Below are 23,072 nucleotides of genomic sequence, written 5' to 3'. Positions count from 1 at the left end.
GCCTCTCATTCCGTACGGGTGGGGAAGGCGTGGGTGTGGACGCGTACCTGTTCGCTGCCCGGGGTGCCCGGGGCGGGGGTCCTGGCGCGGTAGCTCTCCACGAGGTCGTGCATCCTGTGGATGAGTTCGTCCGCGAGGTCCGGGGTGAGGCGCAGCGTCCAGTCACTCAGGTCGGAGGCCCGGCGCCAGTCCTCGGACCAGTCGTCGCCGGTGCCGAGCCAGGTCGAGATCTCCTGCGTGTGCTGGTTCGCGACCTCGTGCAGGAACAGGTCGGCGGCCCCCCGGACCTCGGGGTCGCGGTCCCTGAGGAGGGCGTCGTCGAACCGCACCCCCTGGTGGACCGCCCTCCACCACCGCTCCCGCCCCTTGCCGTGCTCCGGCGCGTCCTCCACGAACCCGTAGGTCGCGAGCTGGCGCAGGTGGTAGCTGGTGGCTCCGCTGGACTCGCCCAGTCTGGCGGCGAGTTGGGAGGCGGTGGCCGGGCCGTTGCGCCGCAGCACGTTCAGCAGCCGCATCCGCAGGGGGTGCGCGAGGCCGCGCAGCGAGCGGGCGTCGAGGCTGTGCAGCGCGGGGCCTTGCGGGTCCTGGTCCTCACCGGGCGTGTCCATGCGTACAAAAGTAGCGCTGCAAAGAAGCCGTTGCAACACTTTCTTTGCATCCACTTCTTTGCAAGGTTCTCCCTGTAAGCCGATGAGCTGCCGAAGACGCCATCGGCGTGACGTTTCAGCCCATACGCAACCAGGGCCCCCGCTACGGCTCTCCTGTCCCGCAAGTAGCGACACCCCAGGGTGAGGAGCCCGATATGACCGCGACCGCGTTCACGCTGGACGGCGACTACCTGCTGGCCCCGCCGCTCCCGGCCGACCGCCTCGGCGCCGCCATCGGCCCGCGCGACCGGCGCCGGCTGGAGCTGCACGCGGCCCTGACCGCCGCCGGTATCCCGCCCCGGCCCGAGGACCGCGAGGCCATCGAGAGCCTGAGCGCCCTGTCCGGCAGCATCAACAGCACCATTCAGCGGTGGCTGCACCACACCCTCTGAGGCGGAGGGCTCACGGCGTCCCCGGCGCCACCAGCCCCGACTCGTACGCCACGATGACGAGTTGAGCCCGGTCCCGTACCCCGAGCTTGCCCATGGTCCGGCTGACATGGGTTTTCGCGGTGAGCGGGCTCAGCCCCAGGGCGTCGGCGATCTCGGCGTTGTTCAGACCGCGCGCGACCAGCGCGAGCACCTCCCGCTCACGCTCGGACAGGCACTCGGGTCCGGCCGCGACCGGTGCGGACGGGCTGCGCAGGAAGCGTTCGATCAGGCGGGCCGTGGGGCCGGGTGAGAGCAGCGCATCGCCGGCCGCGACCGTGCGGATGGCGTCCAGGAGTTCGGCCGGCCGGGTGTCCTTCACCAGGAACCCGGAGGCCCCGGCGCGCAGCGCGTCGACGATGTTCTCGTCGGTGTCGTAGGTGGTGAGGACGAGCACCTTCACACCGGCGAGATCGTCGTCGGCGGCGATCAGCCGGGTCGCCTCGATGCCGTCGAGGTCGGGCATGCGGATGTCCATGACGACGAGGTCGGCCCGCTCGGTGCGGGCCAGTTCCGCCGCCTGACGGCCGGTGGCGGCCTGGCCGACGACCTCCATGTCGGGCGCCGACTCGAGGAGGAGCGCGAACGCCTCCCGTACCAGGGTCTGGTCGTCGGCGAGCAGCACGCGAATGGTCATCCGGTTCCTTCCCGAGTCGCGGGCGTCAGCGGCAGGCTCGCGGTGACCTCGAACCCGCCGCCCGCCCGTGGTCCGGCGTCGAGTGTGCCACCCACGCTGCGGGCCCGCTCCCGCATGCCGACGAGACCGAAGCCGGGTGTCCCGCCGGGCGTGGGTCCGGTGCCGTCGTCGGTGACGGACAGGCGCAGTACGCCGTCGTCGTCGCGCAGTTCGACCCGTATCGCCGGTTCGGGGCCGGCGTGCCGGACCGCGTTGGTCAGCGCCTCCTGGACGACCCGGTAGGCGGCGGCGCCGACGGCGGGCGGTACCGGACCGGCCACCCGGACGGCCGGTTCGACGCGGGCGCCCGCGAGCCGCGCGGCCTCCACCAGGTCGGGCAGGCCGTCGAGGCCGGCCAGCGGGCCCCGGGTGTCCGCGGGGCCGCCGTTGTCGCGCAGCACCTCCAGGGTCGTACGGAGTTCACCGCGGGCCGTGCGGCAGGTCTCGGCGATGTCGTCGAGGGCCTTGGCGACGGTCTCCCGGTCGAGACGCCCGGGGTCGGCGGCCAGCACGTGCGCGGCGACGGAGGTCTGCACGCCGATGAGGGTGATGCTGTGGGCGAGCAGGTCGTGCAGATCGCGGGCGATGCGCAGCCGCTCCTCGGCGACCCGGCGGCGCGCCTCCTCCTCCCGGGTGCGTTCGGCCCGCTCGGCGCGTTCGACGATGGCGGTGACGTACTGGCGGTAGAAGCGGACGTCGACGCCGAAGACGAGGACGGCGACGACCCAGCCGGTGATGCGGAACAGTTCGACGAAGCCGTCGGGGTTGGTGAGGGCGTTCACCGTGAGGGTCGCGCCGATGACGGCGGTGCCGAGGAGGAGGGTGCGGCGGGGCGTGGTGGTCGACGCGATGGTGTAGAGGGCGACCAGGGTCGCGGCGACGGGCGCGCCGTGGTTGTTGTCGAGGGCGTGGTACGGCACGACCGGCAGCAGGACCAGCAGCAGAACCGTCAGCGGGCGGCGGCGCCGCCAGGCCAGCGGCACATGGGCGGCGAGGAGCAGCGTCCAACCGAGCGCGTCGGGTGCGCGGCCCTGGTCGACGAGCAGCGCGAGGGCGACGGCGACCGCGGCGGTGGACGCGGCGAGGATCGTGTCGTTGCGGACCGCGTGCGGGGCGGTCAGGGGGTCGCGGTTGACCGCGGCCATGATCCGCTCCCCGATGCGGGGGCGGTGCGCGCTCGGTGTCGTGGTGGGTGCCTGCACGGCTCCATCCTCCGGGAGGAGGGCGCCCCCTCGGCAGGGAGGGGGCGCCCGGTCGGTACGGCCGGCCCGCTACACCGGTTCCGGCTGCCGTTCGCGCGGGACCGGCCGCGGGGCCCTGGAGAGCCGGCCGGGCCACCACATCCACCGGCGCAGCAGCACGCTCGCCGTGGTGACGAGGTAGGTGCGCACCAGGAAGGTGTCGAGGAGGACGCCGACCGCGATGACGAAGCCGAGTTCGACGAGGCCCACCAGGGGCAGCGTGGTGAGCACGGCGAAGGTCGCGGCGAGGACGACTCCGGCGGAGGCGATCACGCCGCCCGTGGTGCGCAGGGCGGTGAGCGCGGCGGCCTCGGGTTCGGCGCCGTTCAAAGACTCCTCGCGCATCCGGTGCATGAGGAAGATGCCGTAGTCGACGCCGAGGGCGACCAGGAACACGAAGGACAGCAGTCCGAGTCCGGGGTCGGTGCCGGCGAAGCCGAACAGCGGCTCGAAGACCAGTCCGCCGATGCCGAGGGCCGCGCCCCACACGGCGACGACCGCGGCGAGCAGCAGCAGTGGTGCGACGAGGCTGCGGAGCAGGACCAAGAGGATCACGAACACGGCGGCGAGGACGAGCGGCACGATCACCCCGCGGTCGCGGGACTCGCTGTCGGCGAGGTCGAGCCGCTGGGCGCTGAGGCCGCCGACGTAGGCACCGTGGCCGTCGTCGAGTCCGGCGCGCAGGGCCTCGATGGTGCGGGTCTCGCCGGCCGTCTCGGGGGCGGCGGTGGCGAACACGGCGATCTCGGTCCAGCCTTCGCCGCTGCGTCCCTCGGTGGCGTCGGCGACCCCCTCGGTGGTGCGGGCCTTCGCCAGGACGGCGCCGGCCCGGTCGGTGGGGGCCATCACGGTGAGGGGGCGGCTGCTGCGCCCGGGGTAGGCGTCGGCGAGGGTCGCCATCGCGGTGATGGACTCGGGCCGGTCGGTGAAGGAGTCCTCCTGCCTGAGTTCGCCGGTGAGGTTGAGGGTGCCGAGGGCGAGCGCGCCGAGGAGGGCGGCGCCGCCCGCGAGGACGGCGGCGGGGCGGCGGGCGGCCGAGGTGCCCATGGCGGCGAACAGCGACCGGCGGGCCTTGGGCGTACTGCCGTAGGCGGGGATCAGCGGCCAGAACACGCGCCGGCCGAGCAGGACGAGGACGGCGGGCAGCAGGGTCGTCATGGCGACGAGCGCGGAGAGCACCCCGACCATGCCGACGGGGCCCATGCCGCTGCTGCTGTTGAGGTCGGCGGCGAGCAGGCACAGCAGTCCGGCGGCGACGGTGCCGGAGGAGGCGAGGACCGCCGGCCCGCAGCCGCGCAGGGCGGCGGTCATGGCGTCGTACGGCCGCTCGTGGCGGCGGAGTTCCTCGCGGTAGCGGGAGACGATCAGCAGGGCGTAGTCGGTACCGGCGCCGAGGACGAGCACCGTCATGATGCCGCCGCTCTGGCCGGTGACGGTGACGTCGAAGAGTTCGTGCATGCCGTATCCGGCGGCCATGGCGAGGGCGGCGGCGACACCGGCGACGGTGAGCGGGACCAGCCACAGGAACGGGCTGCGGTAGATCAGCACGAGCAGCACGGTGACGACGCCGAGGGTGGCGAGCAGCAGGGTGCCGTCGATGGTCTCGAACACCTTGCCCATGTCGGTGCCGAGCGCGCCGGGCCCGCCGACCTCCACGCTCAGGCCTCCGGTGCCGTCGGCGATCTCGCGCACCCCGCCAACGAAGGCGTCCCTGGCCTCCTCGTCCTGGCCCGGCTGGGTGCTGGAGACCGGGTACATGAGGGTGGTGCCGTCCTCGGACGGGATGCCGCGCGGGGTGCCGGTGAGGTCGTACGCGCCCCGGACCTCGGCGACCTGTGCGGCGGCGGCCTGCCGGTCGGCGGCGGTCAGCCCGCCGTCGCGGTGGTAGACCAGCACCAGGTCGGTGGCCTCGCCGCCGGGCAACTCGTCCTGGATACGGGCCACCTGGGTCGAGTCGGCGCCGTCGGGCAGATAGTCGACGGCCCGGTTCTGCTGGACCCCGCCGAACTTGCCGGCCAGCGGCCCGACGAGCACGAGCGCGGCCAGCCACAGCCCGACCACCGCCCACGGCACGAGACTCCGCCGTCGTACCTGTGTCCTCGCGTCCCCCATGAGTCGGGGCTCCCCTCCGGTCGGGTGTCTGGGTCGCTTCCCAGACTCCCGGCACAAGGGGCGCGGGTCGTCGGACGTGGGGCCGAGTCGAGGGGTACCGCGCGGGGTGGCCCGGGGGCGGCGTTACTCCCCGGGGAGTAACCGGGGCTACGCCCGGTCGACCATCCAGGTGCCGTCCTCCTCGTCGTCGATCCGTACCTCCAGTTCGCGGATGTTCATGCCGGCCTCCCACAGTTCCCGGAAGCGTTTCATCCGGTCCTGGACGTGGTCGCGGCGGGCGATGAGCCGGGTCCTGACGTTGACGTCGCGCAGGTCCTGCTCGATCTCGAAGGAGACCACCTCGTCGTAGACGATGAAGTCGTCGGTGGTGCCGCGCTGGAGGTGCGGCGGCAGTTCGGGCAGCACCGCCACCCGGACCTCGATGTGCAGCGCCTTCTGCTCGTCGCACAGCCGCAGCAGCCGGTCGTCGAGGTCGCCGGCGCTCTCCAGCAGGAACAGCCGCCGTACCGGCACGCCGTGTTCCTCGATCGCCTCCCGCTGGGCGGCGAGGTAGCGGCTGGCGGGTTCGCTGTTCCAGAACTCGCGGTCGACGGAGGTGCTGATGGCGTCGACGGAGAGTTCGGCGGCGTGGGTGAGGCTGAGCATCCAGTCGTGGTTCTCGCCGTGGCACTCCACGGTCATGCTGTTCAGCGCCGCCATGTGCCCGACCACGCGCTGCATCTCCAGGCGGACGAACGTGTAGAGGATCGACGGTCCCGGCGAGAGGGCCTCGGCGAAGCGCTTGGCGAGTTCCGGTACGCCGTCGGTGCGGACGCGGTCGAGCGGCGGGTAGGACCCGGGAGGCGGGTCCTGGCGGGCGAGGCGGGTCTCGACGAGCTGCCGCATGTCCTCGGTGTGCCGGGCCAGACCGGTGCGCAGATCGTCGTCGTGCCGCTCCAGCCCGTCCCGTACGGCCGTGGCGGTCTCGGTGAGGACGCTCCGCGTGCGCAGGGCGTCCTCGTCGGGTTCACGGTCCGGGGCGAGGAGGTGCGTGAGGGCCACCGTGGCGGCGGCGCAGAGCAGCGCGGCGGCGAGTTGCCGCAGCGCCGCGCCGTCCGGGTTCAGCAGTGCGGCGACGCCCCAGACGACGAGGCCGACGGTGAGGCCGGTCAGGAGTCTGCGCGTCCACTCGGCCCGGTCGGGCGACCGGGGTGTGCCGGGGGCGGCGCCCGCGCCGGGCGGGGGTGCCGTCTCCTCGGGCTGGGGTGACTGTGCCGTGCTCATCTCGCTTCTCCCCCCGTTGGGATACGCGTCGGATCGGGGTGCGGGGATGTGCGTCGGGGCCGTGGCGGCGCGCTCAGGGGCTCAACTCGCCTCCCGGTGGGGGATCGCGTGCAGGGCGAGCTGGTCCCGGATGCGCTGCACCAGGGTGCGCCACTGGCGGGTGAAGCCGGGGCGGTCCTCCAGGGCCTCCCAGAGGGGGGCGAGTCCGTGGGCGACGCGGGCGCGCGGCATCCACAGGTGCAGCAGGTGGTCGACGGCGGGCCGCAGCGCGGCGACGACGGCGGGGCGGTCCTCGCCGGCCCGGGGGCGGGTCCGGGCGGGCGGTTCGGCGGCGCCCAGCCGGATGCCGTCCAGGATGCGGACGACGGTGGTGAGCAGCCAGTCGTGCAGGGCGAGGTCGTCGCAGAGCCCGGCGATGTCGCCGGCGGGTGTGCCGGCGGGTACGCGGAGCCGTACGGTGCGCAGCTCGTCCTCGGCGAGGGTGAACCGCTCGATCGACGGGCCCTCGCCGTGCTCGGCGGGCAGGGCGACCCAGCGCAGCCGGGTGGGGCGGGACTTCAGGGGCGGGCGCTGGTCGAGCAGGGGGTGGCGCAGCAGACGGGTGAGGAGTCCGTCGGCGATCAGGCCGACGTCGAGTTCGCCGTGCCGCCCGCCGTTCAGCAGGCCCTGGGCGACGGCCTCGTACGGCAGTTTCCCGAACGGTTCGACGGTGCCTGGCCGCACGAGGTAGTGGCCCCAGGGGCGCCGGTGGTCGGGCCCCGCGGCGGGGACCCGGAAGTAGGCGGAGCTCTGCAGGACGCGCCCCTCGGTGAGGGCGGCGCGGGCGGCGACGGTGCCGACGGCACGGATCCGGGCCCCGTTGGCGCTGGGCAGGGGGCAGTCGACGCCGGTGAGGGTGTCCGGGGAGCGGCCGTAGAGGTTGGGGCGCTCGGAGAGCAGGACGCGTTCGTCGGCGCGCAGTCCGAGGAGCTGGGCGGCGGCGCGGCTGTCGAGGGCCTGGAGGGCGGGCAGCAGACAGGTGCGGACCTCTCCGCAGGCGAGCACGACGGGCGGCCGCGTCTCCCCCGACCCCGACTCCTGCCCCGGCGTCATCTCACTGCCCCGCGTAGAAGACGTAGGAGACGCGGTCGGCCACCGAGTCAGGGACGGCCGTGTCCTCGCGGGCGGAGCGCTCGGCGGTCTGGGCCAGGGCTCCGGGGTCGACCTCGATCTGGTCGAGGATCACCCGGACGGCGTGCTCGACGGGTAAGAACCGGCTGGGGATCACCGAGCAGGTGCGGTAGGCGGCGAACGGGTCCGCGCGGGGGTTGAGGCGGAGCAGCGGCGGCAGTTCGTCCCAGTCGTCGGGGAAGGAGTCGCCGGTGTGCGGCTGGGGGACGAGGACGGCCTCGCCGTCGTCGCGCAGCAGTCCGAGGCGGGCGAGCTGCCAGACGGCGGCGAGGAAGGGGCAGGACCAGGTGCGGTGTCCGTCGGGGCCGTCGTCCCAGAGTTCGACATCGAGGAAGACGGAGTGGCGGCGGGCGGCGGTCTCCTTCGGCGGCTGCCAGGCGGTGGCCTTCTTCATGGCCTGCGGGGCGCGTGCGACGGGGCTGCGCTCCCCGTTGGCCAGCCAGCCGGTCTGTGTGACGGGCGGGCGCAGGCCGTAGCTGCCGGGCGGTGGTTCCTCCACGATCCGTCCGGCCACGGCCTCGGCGACGGGCGTCTTCCCGGCGACGGCGCACCCGGACTCGCGGGCCAGGTAGTCGACGGCGAGCCCGGCCCGCGCGGCCTCCTCGAGCAGCATGGGGACGACCTCGGCCGGAGAGGCGAACCGGGTGAAGTAGTCGTCGATGAGGAAGCAGGTACTGATCCGCGCCCGCCTGCCGGCGCCGCCGGCTCCGGCACGCGCCGCCTCGGCCCAGGGCCGCACCCGTTCGAAGTGCCGCCGCAGATGCTCCGGGCCGGCCTCGAAGTCCTCCATGTAGAGGTGGCCGAGCTCCAGGGAGAGGTGGGACAGGGGGACGGCCTGGGTGCGTGGTTCGGCCGCCGTCTCGCGGAACACCGCTTCCGTCATGGCCGCCCCCAGCAGTCGTCGTCGGTGAGACGTCGCGCGATCTCCTCCAGTGCCTCCAGTGTCTCCTTGTTGGCGATCTGTGTGGAGAGGACGTCCTCTTCGGTGATGAGCTGTTCGCGCCACTGCAGGATGGGTTCGAGGGGTACGACGCCGAGCACCACGCTGTCGCCGATGCGGTGTTCCGCGGCGAGCCGGCGCAGCGCCTCGTCGCAGGACTGCATCCAGGCGGCCTGGGCGGGTGTGCCCTGCGCCCACAGCGGCGAGTCCGGATCGGGCACGGCGGCGCGGACGAAGCGGACGGCGCCCTGGAGCGCCTCCTCGTCGTGCCCGCGTTCGACACCGCCCCGGATGATGCCGTGGTCCTTGTGGACGAGTCCGGCGGCGGCGATCACGTGCTGCCGGGTCCAGCGGTGGAACACCAGCCAGCGGAACGGGACATAGCGCATCCGGGGGTGGGCGGTGGCGGCGAGGGCCATGTCGACGGCGTAGCTGCGGCCGGCGCTGAGGTCGACGACGATCAGGTCGAACTCGCCGTGCAGCCGCAGCAGAAGGTCGACGCAGCGCTCGAGCGCGTCCTCTCCGACGGCGAACTCGCCGCCGCCCGCGTCGCCGGGGAGCAGCACCAGCCGGCCGGCCTGGTTGGGGCGGGCGCGCAGCTGGGGGTGCTCGGTCTGCCGCCAGATGTCGATCCTGGCCGGTTCGGGGACCCCGCCCTCCAGATAGGAGTGCAGTCCGCGTTCCTCGGTGCCGCGCATCGCGCCGGGCACGTCGAAGACGGCGGCGGCGGTGGGCGAGCCGAAGTCGAAGTCGACGTAGGCCACATGGTCGCCGGCGAGGGCGCGCTGGTAGGCCAGGTTGGCGCTGGTCACCGAGCGGCCGGTGCCTCCTTTGTCGGAGGCGGCGAAGACGAGCACCGCTCACACCTCCTGGGCGGCGGCGCCCCGCGCCTGCGCCAGGGTGTCGAGTTCCTGGAGCACGGGCAGGGCCAGTGCGAACGCCGTGGCGGGCCGGTCGTCGACCAGGCTGCGGGCGTGGTCCAGGCGGCTTTCTATGCTCCGCATGGCCCGGCCCCGGCTGCCGTCCGCACTGGCGGAGGCCTCCAGCTGTTCCTTGCCGAACAGATGGGTGGCCTCACTGAGCAGGTCCCGGGCCAGTTCGGCGAGTTCGGGGCTGCGGATGGGCTGTTGTTCGTAGAGGTTGCGGGCGGCGACCAGGCACTCGGTGACACGTTCGGTGATGCTCCAGGAGAGCCGCTTGCTGACGCGGGAGTCCGGGTAGACGGCCCGTGCGTGGTCCCAGAGGCCGGCTCCGTCGCCGTCCTCGATCCTCCGGTTCCACAGATGCTCGAAGGCCTGCTCGCCGAGGCGGAGCAGCCGGTCCTGCGCGTCGATGTTCCGGGAGAGTTCGGCGAGCTGGATGATCCGCTTGAGCAGCTGGGCGGAGAAGTCGGTCATCCGCCACATCAGCCGGGCGCCGGACCGCTCGGACCCGGCGAGCGGCATGGTGACACCCGGGTTGTGCAGCTCGATCGCGGGATCCCTCCTGGTCATACGGCTGGTGACGCGGCCGCGGTCGGCGAGGCGCTCCATGATGGCGACCGTGCGGGTGAGGTCGTCGTCGGTGGCCTTCCGCCGGACCAGGTCGTGGACGAGGATGGCCGCGACGGTCAGGGAGAAGTACTCGGACTCCAGGCGCAGTCCGGTGGTCTGCCAGGGCAGGTCCTCCAGGGGCCAGCGTTCGGTGCCGAAGCGGGCGATGGCCGACCAGTACTGCTGGCTCAGCTCCCAGCGCAGACGTAACGCCTCGGCGAGTTTCTGCTGGTCGGCGTCGAGCAGTCCGAGGGTGAGGGTGCGGTCGGAGAACAGGTCCTGGATGCCGTCGAGGGCGATGACGGTGAAGTACACGTACGGCAGCCGGTCGGCGATGCCGTCGGGCTGGCCGGGGACCTGGACGTCCAGGTCGGTGATGGTCGGGGCGTCCTTGACGACGCCCCAGGCCCAGCCGCACTCGAAGAGCTGGCTCTCGTCGCGGATGCTCTCGTCGACCTGGATGCCGCGGCTGAGGCTTTCGATGATGGTGGCGCGCAGCGGGCGGAAGCGGCGGGAGAACTGCTGCAGGGCGGCCCGGTCGGACTGTCTGTCCTGGCCGATGACCTGGATGAGGCGCTGTCCCTGTTCGGACTCGGCGTCGAAGACGTTGACGGTGAAGGAGCGCAGCAGGCTGATCATGGCGGCGGTCAGCCGGGTGTTCGTGGCCGTCCGCAGTTCGCTGAGGGCCTTGCGCACGTCGGGGCGGGTGGTGCTGGGTTCGTAGACCTTGAGGAAGCCGAGCGTGGCGAGGCAGAGCGTGACGGACATGGAGTAGGAGTCGACCACGCCCAGCTGGTACTGCTCGTGGGTGAGCTTCTGCTGGGCGTCGCCCGGCCTGAAGTAGTGTCCGCCGGCGAAGGTGGGGCTGTCGTCGGGGCCGGTGTGGCTGCGCATGAACTGGGAGAGCGCGGTGATCAGGTTGGGCGGGATCTCCAGCCGGCTGCCGACGCCCTCCAGGGCGCGCAGCACGTCCCGTTCGGTGGTGTCGGGCTGGTCGAGGCGGAAGGCGGGGACCTCGGTGGCGGGATAGAGCAGGCACAGCAGCCGTTCGGCGTCGGCGACGCTGCTCAGCCCGTCGGTGTCCTCCCAGACGAGCTTTCCGTCGTCGAACGAATGGCGGGCCATCGCCCGCCAGATGTCCAGCATGTGCTGCCGTGGCTTGATCTGCATCCCCGCACCCCTCGTACAGATCTCGTTGCCCTGTGTTCAGACATGGTCCCCGTTCCTACGGGGTGGCAATCGCCTGATTCCGCCGCCCCAGGGCGAGAATCATCCCCTCGTGTCCCGGCCGCACCATGTGGTCCATGTCGTGGATTTCCAGCTCGTCGGTGAACGGCCGAAGACTCTCCCGGACCCGGTCCGCGTTGACCCGGTAGGCCGGGTACCTGTGTGCGCCGACCTGGTATCCGAGGGACTCCTTCATGAAGGCCGCGGCGAAGGGCGCTCCCCCGTTGAGCGCGTCCATGAAGCACTCGACGCCGCGCTGGAACTCGTCGGCGCACTCGGACATCGAGTCGGCGACGAAGAACATCGTGCCGATGTCCCAGCGCCGCTGTCCGTCGAGGTCCAGCAGGTTGGCGCGCTCCACCCGGACGATCTCGCCGAACCGGCTCCTGGGTTCGACGTCCCGGTAGGCGGGGGCCTCGCGCAGTTCGTTCCAGAACGCGTCCCACGCCGTGTCGTAGCCTCCGCCGGACGCCTGGCTCTCCAGGTACTCGACGTTCGGGGTGGCGTATTCGAGGAGGAGGATCTTCTCGCACCAGGGGAGCATGGAAAGGGCCGGGTAGAGGTTCGCGCCCGCGCCCACGTCGACACCGCGGACCGACGCCGGGACGCCCTGTGCGTAGCAGCGGCTGAAATAGTCGCGCATGAGCCGCACGATCAGCAGATCGACCTCGAGCGGGGTGCGGTAATTGAGGTCGACGTACACCTCCGGATCGAACTGCGACCAAGGCGCGTCGGCGTTGCGATCCATCATCACCCTGCCAAGTTCCATTCAGTGTCGGACAAGACGTGTGCACGAGTCCGGCGTGGACGTCGACGGACGGAGAAGCGACTCCGGTGCTCGCAAGGTAAACCCGGTGGACGGGCGGAGACAGCCGGGAACGCGCCAGACCTCCGCGACCGGGCGCACGTCAGGCGCACGTCAGCACAGTCCTGTCACACATGAACTCGCCCTTGCACACGACGAGTTGGACGCTCACTCTAGCCAGAAGCAGCCACCGGCCGCCACCGGGGTCTCCATTACCTCCTTCGTGTGAACGGCGGTCGCTGGCGCCGCATTGACGTCTCACGTCCCGACTGGGGGTGGCATGACCGCCGAACCGCTTGAGCGCGCCCTGGACCACGACGAGCGCCTCACCCGGCCGACACCACCACCGGAACCACCGCTCCCGCTGCCGCGGACGGCACGGGAGTCGGACCTGCCCGAGCTGCGGCGGCTCGACGGCGAGGTCTTCCAGGAGGTCGCCTATCCGGCGTTCCTGCTGCGGCAGCTCCACGACCTGTACGGCGGCCGGGGCGGTCACCTCCTCGTCCTCGACGACGGTGACGGGCGGCTGCGCGGCTATGTGCTGGCGGCCACCACCGCGTTCCACTCGGACAGCTGGATCCTCGGTCTGTGCGTGGCCGAGGACCGGCGCCGGCACGGGCTGGGCCGGGAGCTGATGGTGGAGGTGCTGGCGCGGCTGCGCCGCTGCGGGACCGAACGGGTCCGGCTGACCGTGGAGCCCGGCAACGACGCCGCGATCCTGCTCTACCGCTCCCTGGGTTTCCGGCCGGAGCCGCCCGACGGAGGACTGCGCCGGGACTACTTCGGCCCGGGTGAGGACCGCCGGGTGATGTGCCTCGTGCTGTGAGACTCCCGCACGGTCGGGACGGTGTCCGCACGCCCCGCCCTGTGGGGCGCCCCTGCGGTCAGGACGGTGTCCGGGCCGCCGCCAGCAGGCGGGTGACGTCGTTCGAGCAGATGGTGAGGGCCGCGCCGACCGTGGCGAGGGCGTCGCGTTCGGCGGGGGTGTAGGGGCCATCGGCGAGGGCGATTCGGGCGCCCTGGAGAAGGATCGACTCACGGCCGGGGCCGGCGAGGTGGGGGGCGAGCGGGTCCAGGGCCTCGTGGAGCTCGATGGCGAGGCCCGCCGTGCAGGGTTCGCCGGTGAAGCGGCCGGTGTCCGCCTCCAGCGCCTCGACGAGCGCGGCCAGCTGCTCCTCCGTGCAGTCGTCGAAGCCGGCGGCGCGCACCCCGGCCGCCGCCGTCTCCAGGGAGGCGCGCGAGCAGATGCCGCCCGCGGCCAGCACCGCGAGGGCGACGGTGTGCACGGCGTCGCGCAGCATCGCGGAGAAGCGGGTGGTGGTGGGGTGGTCCAGGACGTCGGTGCCGAAGTGGCGGCGGCAGGAGGCGCATTCGACGGTCGGCGCGGACTCGCCGCGCGGCAGCACGGGCACGCCGAGCAGGGTGAAGCGGCGCCGTCCGGTCAGCCGCTGGTAGTTGCGGTCGCCGCCGCAGCCGGGGCAGAAGAACTCGCCGTCGCCGACGGCCGTCCACGCGGTGCGGGTGCCCAGCAGGCGCGAGAGTCTGACGGCAGCGGCACGGCCGTTGGGTCCCCGTCCTGGCAGCACGTCGCACCTCCATAACCGCCACAGCATCATCGCCGCGCTTGCGTGATGTTAGCCACATCAGGGACCCGGAGTCAGTACCCCGGACGAGACCTTTCCGTGACCCGCACATGGAGATGGCCGGTATACGACGGGGCCCCGCCCGCCGATTTCCGGCGAGCGGGGCCTTCGGCCGCCGATTCGGCTGGTCAGCGCGATGCGCGGTTGACGGCGGAGACGACCGCCTTCAGCGAGGCGCGTGTGGTGTTCGCGTCGATTCCGATGCCCCACAGCACCTTGTCGCCGATCGCGCACTCGATGTAGGAGGCGGCCTGCGCGGAGGCGCCCTCGCTCATCGTGTGCTCCTGGTAGTCCAGCAGCCGTACGTCGATGCCGATGCCCTGCAGCGCGTGGAAGAACGCGGAGATCGGGCCGTTGCCGCTGCCGACCAGGGTGGTCTCCGCACCGTCGACCGTGGCGTCGACGGTGAGGGTGTCCACGCCGTCGCGGTCGGTGGTGGACTGCCCGTTGGCGACCTGGATACGGCCCCAGGGGTTGCCCGGGTTGGGCAGGTACTCGTCCTGGAAGACCGCCCAGATGTCGGCCGGGGTGATCTCGCCGCCCTCGGCGTCCGTCTTGGCCTGGATCAGCTTGGAGAACTCGATCTGCATCCGGCGCGGCAGGTCCAGCTTGTGGTCGTTCTTCAGGACGTACGCGATACCGCCCTTGCCGGACTGCGAGTTGACGCGGATGACGGCCTCGTAGGAACGGCCGACGTCCTTGGGGTCGATGGGCAGGTACGGGACGGCCCACTCGATGTCGTCCACCGTCACACCGCGGGCGGCCGCGTCGGCCTCCATGGCGTCGAAGCCCTTCTTGATGGCGTCCTGGTGGGAGCCGGAGAAGGACGTGTAGACCAGGTCGCCCACGTACGGGTGGCGCGGGTGGACCTCCATCTGGTTGCAGTACTCCCACGTACGGCGGATCTCGTCGATGTCGGAGAAGTCGATCTGCGGGTCGACGCCCTGGGAGAACAGGTTCATGCCCAGGGTGACCAGGTCGACGTTGCCGGTGCGCTCGCCCTGCCCGAACAGGCAGCCCTCGACACGGTCGGCGCCGGCCATCAGTGCCAGCTCGGCCGCCGCCACCGCCGTACCGCGGTCGTTGTGCGGGTGGACGGACAGGCAGACGTACTCACGGCGGGACAGGTGGCGGCCCATCCACTCGAAGCGGTCGGCGTGCGTGGACGGGGTGGAGCGCTCGACGGTGGCCGGCAGGTTGAGGATGATCTCGCGGCCCGGACCGGGCTGGTAGGTGTCCATCACCGCCTCGCAGACCTCCAGGGCGAAGTCCAGCTCGGTGTCGGTGAAGATCTCCGGCGAGTACTGGTAGCCGAACACCGTCTCGGGGCCCAGCAGCTTCTCGACGTACTCCATGACCAGGCGGGTGCCGTCGACGGCGATCTGCTTGATGTCCTCCCGGGAGCCGCGGAAGACGACCCTGCGGAAGACGGGGGCGGTGGCGTTGTACAGGTGGACGGTGGCCCGCCTGGCGCCCTTCAGGGACTCCACCGTGCGCTCGATCAGGTCCTCGCGGGCCTGGGTCAGTACGGAGATGGTGACGTCGTCCGGGATGGCGTCCGGGTCCTCGATGATCGACCGTACGAAGTCGAAGTCGGTCTGGCCGGAGGCGGGGAAGCCGACCTCGATCTCCTTGTAGCCCATCGTGACCAGCAGGTCGAACATCGCCCGCTTACGGACGGGCGACATGGGGTCGATCAGGGCCTGGTTGCCGTCGCGCAGGTCGGTGGAGAGCCAGCGGGGGGCGGTGGTGATCCGCTGCTGCGGCCAGGCGCGGTCGGTGATGTCGACCTGCTCGTAGCGGCCGTACTTGTGGATCGGCATGGGGCTGGGCTGCTGGCGGTTGGCCATGATGCGTGGGCTCCTCGGTGGTCCGCGGTGTGTCCTCGACGGGACGGCCGACGGCGCAACGCCAAACTCCGCGGGGAGGGGGTCGGCCTAGTACAGGCCCTCGCCGCGGCAGCTAAGGAGGAGCAGCCCGAAACGCATGATGCGCAGCATGCTAGCCGAGCTTTCCCTGACGCGGGCCGCGTGTATCAGTATGCGGGACCGCCACACCCGAAAGGGGCGCCGGGAACTGCGCGATCAGCCACAAACCACCCGCACGGATAACACACGGCCACCCCCACGGCGGCCAAGTCCCGACATTTCACCCAATCAATGTTGCAGCTAGTGACAGTCGGCCGACACGGTGTCATCGTGCCGGACATGACCACAAACGGGGGCTTCGAGCCCGTCTTCTGCACGATCATCCCGCCGCACGTCCTCGACCGGCTCGCGCAGGCCGACGACCCCGTGCTGCACGGTCCCGCGCGCCGCACCCTCAGGCGCGACGCCTACGAGCGCACCCAGCGCCGGCTGACCACGGTCGTCGGCGCCCCGGCCGTCGCCACGCTCACCGACGCCGAGGCGGGCAAGCCGCGCCGCACCGTCCACGACGCCCGGCACGGCACCGCCCTGCCGGGCACGAAGGTGCGCGGCGAGGGCGACGCGCCCGGCCAGGACGCCACCGTCAACCGCGCCTACGCCGGGCTCGGCGCCACGTTCGAGCTGTTCCTGAAGGCGTACGGCCGCGACTCCATCGACGGCAGCGGACTGCCGATGGACGCGACCGTGCACTACGACGAGGACTACAACAACGCCTTCTGGAACGGCGAGCAGATGGTGTTCGGCGACGGGGACGGCGAGATCTTCCTCGACTTCACCATCCCCATCGACGTCATCGGCCACGAACTCGCCCACGGCGTCACGCAGTACACCGCGAACCTGGACTACTTCGGCCAGTCCGGCGCGCTCAACGAGTCGGTGTCGGACGTCTTCGGCACGCTCATCAAGCAGTACACGCTCGGGCAGAGCGCCGAGGAGGCCGACTGGCTGATCGGGGCAGGACTGCTCGCCCCGCGCGTCACGGGCACGGCGCTGCGCTCCATGAAGGAGCCGGGCACGGCGTACGACGACGACGTGCTCGGCAAGGACCCGCAGCCGGCGACGATGGACGACTATGTCCGCACCGGCCGCGACAACGGCGGCGTGCACATCAACTCGGGCATCCCGAACCACGCCTTCTACCTCGCCGCCACGACCCTCGGCGGGCACGCCTGGGAGCGGGCGGGGCAGGTCTGGTACGACGTGCTGACGGGCGGCGATCTCGATCAGGACGCGCAGTTCACGGACTTCGCGACGCTCACGGTGAAGGCGGCGCGCGCCCGGTTCGGGGAGGGCGAGGAACTGCAGGCGGTGTCGAAGGCATGGGAGCGGGTGGGGGTGCGGACGCTGTAGTTCCGTACTAGACACGGACCCATGCGTATCGAGGTGAGTCGCACGGGCGGTTTCGCGGGCATCGAGCGGCGGGCGGAGGTGGACACCACGGGCCGCCCCGACGCGGCGGAATGGCACACCCTGGCCGAGCGGTCCCTGGCCGCCGGCCGGGGCACCCCGCCGCCGGGAGTACCGGACGGCTTCGCCTACCGGATCACGGTGGACGGCAGATCGGTGCACTGCGCGGACCCCCACCTGACGGACGACCAGCGCACGCTGATCAGGAGAGTCCTGAAGGAGGGGGCCTGACGGAGGAGGACTGGCGGACGGGGCCGGACGGAGGGGGCCCGACGTGCCCCCCCGGGCTGAAGCGGGGTCCGGAATCCCGGCCCGGACCGTCCGGGCCTTCCGGGTTTCCACCGGGCCCCGGTCACCCCCGCGCGGGGCGGCCGGGGCCCGGCCGCGTGTTCCGGGCCCGGTGGCGCGGCCGCTGGTGCGGTGGGCTTCGTGGATCAGGGAGAATGGGCGGCATGAGCGTTCGTACCCAGTCATCCGAGCAGCCGGCCGAGGCCGTCCACAGGGCCGGTTTCGCCTGCTTCGTGGGCCGCCCCAACGCGGGCAAGTCCACCCTCACGAACGCTCTGGTCGGGCAGAAGGTGGCGATCACCTCGAACCGGCCGCAGACCACCCGGCACACCGTGCGCGGGATCGTGCACCGTGAGGACGCGCAGCTGATCCTCGTGGACACCCCCGGACTGCACAAGCCGCGCACCCTGCTCGGCGAGCGGCTGAACGACGTGGTCCGCGCCACCTGGGCCGAGGTCGACGCGATCGGCTTCTGCATTCCCGCCGACCAGAAGATCGGCCCCGGTGACCGGTTCATCGCCAAGGAACTCGCCGGGATCAAGAGGACCCCGAAGATCGCGATCGTCACCAAGACCGACCTGGTGGACGGCAAGGCACTGGCCGAGCAGCTGATCGCCGTGGACCAGCTGGGCCGGGAGCTGGGCATCACCTGGGCGGAGATCATCCCGGTCTCCGCGACCGCGAACCAGCAGGTCGGTCTGCTGGCCGACCTCCTCATCCCGCTGATGCCGGAGGGCCCCGCCCTCTACCCCGAGGGCGATCTCACCGACGAGCCCGAGCAGGTCATGGTCGCGGAGCTGATCCGCGAGGCGGCCCTGGAGGGTGTCCGCGACGAGCTGCCGCACTCCATCGCCGTGGTCGTCGAGGAGATGCTCCCCCGCGAGGACCGCCCCGCCGACAAGCCCCTCCTCGACATCCACGCCAACCTCTTCATCGAGCGCCCCAGCCAGAAGGGCATCGTCATCGGCCCCAAGGGCAAGCGCCTGAAGGACGTCGGCATCAAGTCCCGCAAGCAGATCGAGGCACTCCTCGGAACACCCGTCTTCCTGGACCTCCATGTGAAGGTCGCCAAGGACTGGCAACGCGACCCGAAACAACTGCGCCGCCTCGGCTTCTGACGGACAACTCGAAACAACTGCGCCGCCTCGGCTTCTGGTCAGCGGTCGTGCTGCTCGCGCAGTAGCTTCCTGTACCAGGCGTACGACGTCTTCGGGGTCCGTTCCTGCGTGGCGAAGTCGACGTGGACGAGGCCGAAGCGGCGGGCATAGCCCTCCGCCCACTCGAAGTTGTCCATCAGGGACCACACGAAGTAGCCGCGTACGTCCACGCCCGCCCGCACCGCCCGGTGCAGCGCGCGGAGGTGGCCGTCGAGGTAGGTGACGCGGTCGCGGTCGTCCAGGCCGTCGTACGCGCAGCCGTTCTCGGTGATGACCACCGGCGGGAGGCGGTCGCCGTAGCGGGCGCGGAAGGCGGTGAGGAGCTCCGTCAGGGCCTCCGGGACCACCGGCCAGCCGAAGTCCGTCACCGGATATCCCTCGATCTCCCGTACGGAGAAGGGGAGTTCGGCCGGCATCCGGACACCGCCGAAGTCGATCTCCGTGCCCTGCGGCGCGCCCACGCGTGTCGGCGCGTAGTAGTTGACGCCGTACCAGTCCAGCGGCTCGGCGATGACCTTCAGGTCCTGTTCGACGTCGCCGGGCATCAGTTCGGCGATGCCGTCCGGGTAGCGGCCGAGGAGCAGCGGGTCGGCGAAGAGGCGGTTGAGGAGGAGGTCGTAGAAGTCGGCCGCCGCCCTGTCCGCCTCGTCGTCGGAGGCGGGCCAGGCCGGGCCGTGGGAGTTCGCGATGCCGATGTCGTCGGCCCCGGCCGCCCGGAGCGCCCGTACGGCGAGGCCGTGGGCGAGGAGTTGGTGGTGGGCCACCGGGAGCGCGTCGAAGAGCAGGTTCCGGCCGGGCGCGTGCACGCCCAGGGCATGCCCCAGCAGGGTGTGTTCGGCGGGCTCGTTGAGGGTGATCCACTTCGTCACCCGGTCGCCCAGCCGCCCGGCCACCTCCGTGACGTACTCCGCGAACCGCTGTGCCGTGTCCCGCTCCAGCCAGTCCAGGCCGGCCGGCAGATCCCAGTGGAACAGCGTCGGCACCGGCCGTACGCCCGCCGCGCACAGCTCGTCGACCAGCCGGTCGTAGAAGTCCAGACCGCCCTTCGCCCGTACCCGCGGCCAGGAGACGGAGAAGCGGTACGCGTCCACGCCCAGGTCGGCGAGCAGCGCGACGTCCTCGCGGTAGCGGTGCACATGGTCGCAGGCCACCGCCGCCGTCGACCCGTCCCGCACCCGCCCCGGCCCGTCCGTGAACACGTCCCACACGGAGGGCTCACGCGCCTCCACCGCCCCCTCGATCTGATGCGCGGAGGTCGACACGCCCCACAGGAAACCGGCCGGGAAACGGGGTATCGGGTTCGTCGTCACCATGGCCCGGATCATCCGCACCTCCGGTCCCTCACGTCAACGCCCCTGCGCCGAAAGGGCATCCGGGCCAAAAGGGCAGCGGACCGGGCGCCCGTGGGGGTGCCCGGCCCGGTCGGCTGTCCCTCCGTGGGTCAGTCGAAAACGAACGGGCCCGGGGCCTGGGGGGCCGTTGCCGTGCAGGTGATGGTGATGAAGCCGAAGGCCGTGACCTTCAGGGTGCCGCCGAAGGCCTCCAGGCTGTCGCCGGAGGCGACCGTGCCGGTGAGGGGGCCGACCTGGAGGTCGTCACCGCTGGACATGGCCGGGTTCTTGGTGCCCTTGAAGACCGTGGTGCCGCCGCTCGCCTTGACCAGGGTCAGGTTCGAGACCAGGGAGTCCTTGCTGATCGACAGGGGTGCGGTGACCGAGGAGGTGGTGAGGGTGACGGTGGCGGACGTGCCGTTCTGGGTGGCCGTGAGGGTGGCGTCGCCGCCGCCCCAGCTTCCGCAGTCGGCGTTGACGGTCGCCGTTCCGGGGGCGACGGCGGCGGCCGTGGGGGCGAAGGCCAGGCCGCAGACGGCGAGCACGCCGGCCGCCAAGGACACACCTGTTCCGAATCGTTTGCCTCTCATGGATTCCGGTCCCTTTCCGTGTGGGGGGAACTGCTCGGCAGCGTGGGTCCGGACCCGCCGCGATCGCACCGGCGGTTCCATTGATGCGCGAGAGGCAGCGCGCGGCAAGGGGGAAATCCGGCCTACTTACCGCCGGTAACAGAGGTGGGTCAGCCCGCCGTGAGCGTCTCGCGGACCGTGCCATCCGGGCCGGCCACCAGGACCGGGGTCGCGGGGCCGCCGAGGTCCCGTACGGCCGCGCGGTCCTCGGGGGACGCGGACTGAGCCTCGGTCACCACGGCCGCCGCCTCCAGCGACGTCGCGCCGGACGCCACCGCCATCGCCACCGCCGTCCGCAGCGCGCTCAGCTTCAGGGAGTCCAGGGCGACCGTCCCGGCGACGTACGTACGGCCCGTCTCGTCGCGTACGGCCGCGCCCTCGGGCACGCCGTTGCGCGCGCGGGCGGAACGGGCCAGGGTGACGATCTTGCGGTCCTCGGGGTCGAGGGCGGTGGTGTCGGTCATGATCCGAGCATAAGGGGGCCGTGCCACCGGGCTCAGGGGCGGTCGAGGCGGAGACGGTCGGCTCTCGGGAGACCGGCCACGACCAGGTCGTACGAGTCCTCGACCAGTTCCCGGATCAGATGGTCGGGGAGGGGGCCGTCGGCCGTCACCGTGTTCCAGTGGCGTTTGTTCATGTGGTAGCCCGGGGTGATCGAATCCGGGTGTTCGGCGCGGAGGCGGATCGCGTCCTCGGGGGCGCACTTGAGGTTGACCGTGAGGGGGGTGGCGTCGAGGTTCGTCAGGGCGAAGAGCTTGCCCAGGACCTTGAAGACGGAGGTCTCCGGGTTGAAGGGGAACTCCTCCACCGCCGCGTTGAAGGAGAGGCAGAGGGCGCGCAGTTGCCCCGGGGTCACTCCGGTGCCTCCGGGTCCTCGGCGAGAGAACCCACCGGCTCCACCAAGACCGTCACGACCTTGTTCCGGCGGCCCGCCGCACCCTCCGCCGTGAGGCGCAGTCTGCGGTCGTCGGGGAGCTCGACCACCGACGAGGCGCCCGCGATCGGCACCCGGCCCAGGTGCTTGGCGAGCAGTCCGCCCACGGTCTCCACGTCCTCGTCGTCGTACTCCTCCAGGCCGTACAGCTCGCCCAGGTCGGTGATGTCGAGACGGGCGGTGACCCGGTAGCGGTCCTCGCCGAGCTCCGCCACGGGCGGGAGTTCACGGTCGTACTCGTCGGTGATCTCGCCGACGATCTCCTCGAGGATGTCCTCGATGGTGACGATGCCCGCGGTGCCGCCGTACTCGTCGACGGCGACGGCGACGTGGTTGCGTTCCTTCTGCATCTCGCGCAGCAGATCGCCGGCGTTCTTGGTGTCGGGCACGAAGAACGCGGGGCGCATCGCCGTCGACACCAGCTCGCTCTCGGCGTCGCGGCTGATGTGCGTCTTGCGGACCAGATCCTTGAGGTAGACGATCCCGACGATGTCGTCCTCGCTCTCGCCGGTCACCGGGATACGGGAGAAACCGGAGCGCAGGGCGAGCGTGAGGGCCTGGCGGATCGTCTTGTACCGCTCGATCACCACCAGGTCGGTGCGCGGCACCATCACCTCGCGCACCAGCGTGTCACCCAGTTCGAAGACGGAGTGCACCATGCGGCGCTCCTCGTCCTCGATCAGCGACTCCTTCTCCGCGAGGTCGACCATCGCGCGCAGCTCCGCCTCGGAGGCGAAGGGGCCGCGCCGGAAGCCCTTGCCGGGGGTGAGCGCGTTGCCGATGAGGATGAGGAGCGAGGGGATCGGGCCCATCACCCTCGCGAGCGGGACCAGGACGTACGCGGCGGCCGTGGCCGTGTTCAGCGGGTGCTGGCGGCCGATGGTGCGCGGGGAGACCCCGACGGCGACGTACGACACCAGGACCATGATCGCGATGGCGATCAGCAGGGCCTCGGTGGTGCCGTCGAACTCGCGCAGACAGCCGTAGGTGATCAGCGCGGCGGCGGCCATCTCGCAGGTGACGCGGACCAGCAGCGCCACGTTGAGGAAACGGGTGGGGTCGCCGGCGATCTGCGCCAGCCGGTCGCTGCCCCGGCGGCCGGAGCGTACGGCCTCCTCGGCGCGGAAGCTGGAGACGCGCGCGATGCCGGCCTCGGCGCAGGCGGCCAGCCAGGCGACGACGACCAGCGCGATCGCGCCGAGGACGAGTGTCGGACTCATGACACGGTCGGCGCCGGCGACGGGCCGGTGAGGCCCTTCTCCGCGCGCCAGCCGTCCACGATGGCGGCCTGCAGGCCGAACATCTCGGCCTTCTCGTCCGGCTCCTCGTGGTCGTAGCCCAGCAGGTGCAGCACACCGTGGACGGTGAGCAGCTGGAGCTCCTCGTCCATGGTGTGCCGCGTCTCCGCCTCCTGGCCCTGCCGGGTGGCGACCTCGGGGCAGAGCACGATGTCGCCGAGGAGTCCCTGCGGGGGCTCCTCGGCGTCCTTCGACGGCGGCCGCAGCTCGTCCATCGGGAACGACATGACGTCCGTCGGCCCGGGCAGGTCCATCCACTGGATGTGCAGCTGCTCCATGGCGTCGGCGTCCACGACGATCACCGAGAGCTCGGAGAGCGGGTGGATACGCATCCGCGCGAGCGCGTAGCGGGCGATGTCGAGGATCGCCTGCTCGTCGACCTCGGTTCCGGACTCGTTGTTGACGTCGATCGACAT

General features: G+C 71.7%; 23 protein-coding genes. 5 read left to right on the top strand and 18 right to left on the bottom strand.

What is annotated here, in order from left to right:
• Positions 1-5: 5 nt before the first annotated feature.
• Positions 6-608 (bottom strand): ArsR/SmtB family transcription factor, encoded by a 603-nt coding sequence (locus tag IF28_RS0112420; protein ID WP_030217988.1) that lies wholly within the window; start codon positions 606-608, stop codon positions 6-8.
• A 194-nt stretch (positions 609-802) separates the two neighbouring features.
• Between IF28_RS0112420 and IF28_RS0112415 the strand changes: the two genes are divergently transcribed.
• Complete coding sequence (locus IF28_RS0112415; RefSeq protein WP_030217984.1) at positions 803-1,039, top strand: hypothetical protein; 237 nt, start codon at positions 803-805, stop codon at positions 1,037-1,039.
• A gap of 10 nt (positions 1,040-1,049) precedes the next feature.
• On the opposite strand, the gene IF28_RS0112410 is transcribed toward IF28_RS0112415, so the two are convergent.
• From IF28_RS0112410 to IF28_RS0112370, 9 genes are all read right to left on the bottom strand, one after another.
• Entirely contained in the window at positions 1,050-1,712 is a 663-nt protein-coding gene (locus tag IF28_RS0112410) for a response regulator transcription factor (RefSeq protein WP_030217981.1), read from the bottom strand.
• Positions 1,709-2,896: a sensor histidine kinase gene (locus tag IF28_RS0112405; RefSeq protein WP_078621116.1), complete on the bottom strand. Its 1,188-nt coding sequence runs from the start codon at positions 2,894-2,896 to the stop codon at positions 1,709-1,711. Before IF28_RS0112405 ends, IF28_RS0112410 begins: the two co-directional genes overlap by 4 nt.
• Before the next feature lie 126 nt (positions 2,897-3,022).
• Positions 3,023-5,104 carry an MMPL family transporter gene (locus IF28_RS0112400; RefSeq protein WP_030217977.1) on the bottom strand — a complete coding sequence of 694 codons (2,082 nt, stop codon included), beginning with the start codon at positions 5,102-5,104 and terminating at the stop codon, positions 3,023-3,025.
• A gap of 147 nt (positions 5,105-5,251) precedes the next feature.
• On the bottom strand, positions 5,252-6,367 hold the full coding sequence (locus tag IF28_RS0112395; RefSeq protein ID WP_030217976.1) for a hypothetical protein: 1,116 nt from the start codon (positions 6,365-6,367) through the stop codon (positions 5,252-5,254).
• An 81-nt stretch (positions 6,368-6,448) separates the two neighbouring features.
• Entirely contained in the window at positions 6,449-7,459 is a 1,011-nt protein-coding gene (locus tag IF28_RS0112390; RefSeq protein WP_030217974.1) for an SCO2521 family protein, read from the bottom strand.
• Position 7,460: 1 nt separating this feature from the next.
• On the bottom strand, positions 7,461-8,420 hold the full coding sequence (locus tag IF28_RS0112385; protein WP_030217972.1) for an SCO2522 family protein: 960 nt from the start codon (positions 8,418-8,420) through the stop codon (positions 7,461-7,463).
• Entirely contained in the window at positions 8,417-9,334 is a 918-nt protein-coding gene (locus IF28_RS0112380; protein WP_030217968.1) for an SCO2523 family variant P-loop protein, read from the bottom strand. The genes IF28_RS0112385 and IF28_RS0112380 overlap by 4 nt, the downstream gene beginning before the upstream one ends.
• Positions 9,335-9,337: 3 nt before the next feature.
• Positions 9,338-11,179, bottom strand: coding sequence for an SCO2524 family protein (locus IF28_RS0112375; RefSeq protein WP_030217965.1), 1,842 nt, complete (start codon positions 11,177-11,179; stop codon positions 9,338-9,340).
• A 55-nt stretch (positions 11,180-11,234) separates the two neighbouring features.
• On the bottom strand, positions 11,235-11,987 hold the full coding sequence (locus IF28_RS0112370; RefSeq protein WP_037893038.1) for an SCO2525 family SAM-dependent methyltransferase: 753 nt from the start codon (positions 11,985-11,987) through the stop codon (positions 11,235-11,237).
• 334 nt (positions 11,988-12,321) lie between these two features.
• Here IF28_RS0112370 and IF28_RS0112365 point away from each other — a divergent pair, with 334 nt between their 5' ends.
• Positions 12,322-12,867, top strand: a complete 546-nt coding sequence (locus tag IF28_RS0112365) for a GNAT family N-acetyltransferase (protein WP_030217961.1) — start codon at positions 12,322-12,324, stop codon at positions 12,865-12,867.
• A 58-nt stretch (positions 12,868-12,925) separates the two neighbouring features.
• On the opposite strand, the gene IF28_RS0112360 is transcribed toward IF28_RS0112365, so the two are convergent.
• Positions 12,926-13,627 carry a TerB family tellurite resistance protein gene (locus tag IF28_RS0112360; RefSeq protein ID WP_030217958.1) on the bottom strand — a complete coding sequence of 234 codons (702 nt, stop codon included), beginning with the start codon at positions 13,625-13,627 and terminating at the stop codon, positions 12,926-12,928.
• Positions 13,628-13,812: 185 nt separating this feature from the next.
• Positions 13,813-15,534: a 2-isopropylmalate synthase gene (gene leuA / locus IF28_RS0112355; protein WP_030217957.1), complete on the bottom strand. Its 1,722-nt coding sequence runs from the start codon at positions 15,532-15,534 to the stop codon at positions 13,813-13,815.
• Between the two features lie 357 nt (positions 15,535-15,891).
• On the opposite strand from leuA, the gene IF28_RS0112345 reads away from it, so the two are divergent.
• The 3 genes from IF28_RS0112345 to era all read left to right on the top strand — a co-directional run bounded on the left by IF28_RS0112345 (position 15,892) and on the right by era (position 18,425).
• Complete coding sequence (locus IF28_RS0112345) at positions 15,892-16,962, top strand: M4 family metallopeptidase (protein WP_030217956.1); 1,071 nt, start codon at positions 15,892-15,894, stop codon at positions 16,960-16,962.
• Between the two features lie 21 nt (positions 16,963-16,983).
• The gene (locus IF28_RS0112340; RefSeq protein ID WP_030217954.1) at positions 16,984-17,250 is read left to right on the top strand and encodes a protealysin inhibitor emfourin; all 267 of its coding nucleotides are present in this window, start codon (positions 16,984-16,986) and stop codon (positions 17,248-17,250) included.
• A gap of 221 nt (positions 17,251-17,471) precedes the next feature.
• Complete coding sequence (era, locus tag IF28_RS0112335) at positions 17,472-18,425, top strand: GTPase Era (RefSeq protein ID WP_030217952.1); 954 nt, start codon at positions 17,472-17,474, stop codon at positions 18,423-18,425.
• Positions 18,426-18,463: 38 nt separating this feature from the next.
• Here the strand turns inward: era and IF28_RS0112330 are convergent, their stop codons facing one another.
• From IF28_RS0112330 to ybeY, 6 genes are all read right to left on the bottom strand, one after another.
• Positions 18,464-19,777, bottom strand: a complete 1,314-nt coding sequence (locus tag IF28_RS0112330) for a GH1 family beta-glucosidase (RefSeq protein WP_199808981.1) — start codon at positions 19,775-19,777, stop codon at positions 18,464-18,466.
• Positions 19,778-19,905: 128 nt separating this feature from the next.
• Positions 19,906-20,385, bottom strand: coding sequence for a hypothetical protein (locus IF28_RS0112325; RefSeq protein ID WP_030217949.1), 480 nt, complete (start codon positions 20,383-20,385; stop codon positions 19,906-19,908).
• Positions 20,386-20,534: 149 nt separating this feature from the next.
• Positions 20,535-20,888: a cytidine deaminase gene (locus IF28_RS0112320; RefSeq protein ID WP_030217946.1), complete on the bottom strand. Its 354-nt coding sequence runs from the start codon at positions 20,886-20,888 to the stop codon at positions 20,535-20,537.
• A gap of 32 nt (positions 20,889-20,920) precedes the next feature.
• Positions 20,921-21,280 carry an MmcQ/YjbR family DNA-binding protein gene (locus IF28_RS0112315; protein WP_030217944.1) on the bottom strand — a complete coding sequence of 120 codons (360 nt, stop codon included), beginning with the start codon at positions 21,278-21,280 and terminating at the stop codon, positions 20,921-20,923.
• Complete coding sequence (locus IF28_RS0112310) at positions 21,277-22,578, bottom strand: hemolysin family protein (protein ID WP_030217942.1); 1,302 nt, start codon at positions 22,576-22,578, stop codon at positions 21,277-21,279. Before IF28_RS0112310 ends, IF28_RS0112315 begins: the two co-directional genes overlap by 4 nt.
• Positions 22,575-23,072, bottom strand: a complete 498-nt coding sequence (gene ybeY, locus IF28_RS0112305; RefSeq protein ID WP_030217940.1) for an rRNA maturation RNase YbeY — start codon at positions 23,070-23,072, stop codon at positions 22,575-22,577. Before ybeY ends, IF28_RS0112310 begins: the two co-directional genes overlap by 4 nt.

Source organism: Streptomyces sp. NRRL WC-3626 (assembly GCF_000718785.1).
In the GTDB taxonomy this organism is placed as follows: Bacteria; Actinomycetota; Actinomycetes; order Streptomycetales; family Streptomycetaceae; genus Streptomyces; species Streptomyces edwardsiae.
This window is presented reverse-complemented; position numbering and strand designations above follow the sequence as displayed.

Excerpts from the sequence above, each read along its gene's own strand:
- IF28_RS0112420 (WP_030217988.1), bottom strand. The coding sequence starts at position 608 with ATGGACACGCCCGGTGAGGACCAGGACCCGCAAGGCCCCGCGCTGCAC.
- IF28_RS0112415 (WP_030217984.1), top strand. The coding sequence starts at position 803 with ATGACCGCGACCGCGTTCACGCTGGACGGCGACTACCTGCTGGCCCCG.
- IF28_RS0112410 (WP_030217981.1), bottom strand. The coding sequence starts at position 1,712 with ATGACCATTCGCGTGCTGCTCGCCGACGACCAGACCCTGGTACGGGAG.
- IF28_RS0112405 (WP_078621116.1), bottom strand. The coding sequence starts at position 2,896 with ATGGCCGCGGTCAACCGCGACCCCCTGACCGCCCCGCACGCGGTCCGC.
- IF28_RS0112400 (WP_030217977.1), bottom strand. The coding sequence starts at position 5,104 with ATGGGGGACGCGAGGACACAGGTACGACGGCGGAGTCTCGTGCCGTGG.
- IF28_RS0112395 (WP_030217976.1), bottom strand. The coding sequence starts at position 6,367 with ATGAGCACGGCACAGTCACCCCAGCCCGAGGAGACGGCACCCCCGCCC.
- IF28_RS0112390 (WP_030217974.1), bottom strand. The coding sequence starts at position 7,459 with ATGACGCCGGGGCAGGAGTCGGGGTCGGGGGAGACGCGGCCGCCCGTC.
- IF28_RS0112385 (WP_030217972.1), bottom strand. The coding sequence starts at position 8,420 with ATGACGGAAGCGGTGTTCCGCGAGACGGCGGCCGAACCACGCACCCAG.
- IF28_RS0112375 (WP_030217965.1), bottom strand. The coding sequence starts at position 11,179 with ATGCAGATCAAGCCACGGCAGCACATGCTGGACATCTGGCGGGCGATG.
- IF28_RS0112370 (WP_037893038.1), bottom strand. The coding sequence starts at position 11,987 with ATGATGGATCGCAACGCCGACGCGCCTTGGTCGCAGTTCGATCCGGAG.
- IF28_RS0112365 (WP_030217961.1), top strand. The coding sequence starts at position 12,322 with ATGACCGCCGAACCGCTTGAGCGCGCCCTGGACCACGACGAGCGCCTC.
- leuA (WP_030217957.1), bottom strand. The coding sequence starts at position 15,534 with ATGGCCAACCGCCAGCAGCCCAGCCCCATGCCGATCCACAAGTACGGC.
- IF28_RS0112345 (WP_030217956.1), top strand. The coding sequence starts at position 15,892 with ATGACCACAAACGGGGGCTTCGAGCCCGTCTTCTGCACGATCATCCCG.
- IF28_RS0112340 (WP_030217954.1), top strand. The coding sequence starts at position 16,984 with ATGCGTATCGAGGTGAGTCGCACGGGCGGTTTCGCGGGCATCGAGCGG.
- era (WP_030217952.1), top strand. The coding sequence starts at position 17,472 with ATGAGCGTTCGTACCCAGTCATCCGAGCAGCCGGCCGAGGCCGTCCAC.
- IF28_RS0112330 (WP_199808981.1), bottom strand. The coding sequence starts at position 19,777 with ATGGTGACGACGAACCCGATACCCCGTTTCCCGGCCGGTTTCCTGTGG.
- IF28_RS0112325 (WP_030217949.1), bottom strand. The coding sequence starts at position 20,385 with ATGAGAGGCAAACGATTCGGAACAGGTGTGTCCTTGGCGGCCGGCGTG.
- IF28_RS0112320 (WP_030217946.1), bottom strand. The coding sequence starts at position 20,888 with ATGACCGACACCACCGCCCTCGACCCCGAGGACCGCAAGATCGTCACC.
- IF28_RS0112310 (WP_030217942.1), bottom strand. The coding sequence starts at position 22,578 with ATGAGTCCGACACTCGTCCTCGGCGCGATCGCGCTGGTCGTCGTCGCC.
- ybeY (WP_030217940.1), bottom strand. The coding sequence starts at position 23,072 with ATGTCGATCGACGTCAACAACGAGTCCGGAACCGAGGTCGACGAGCAG.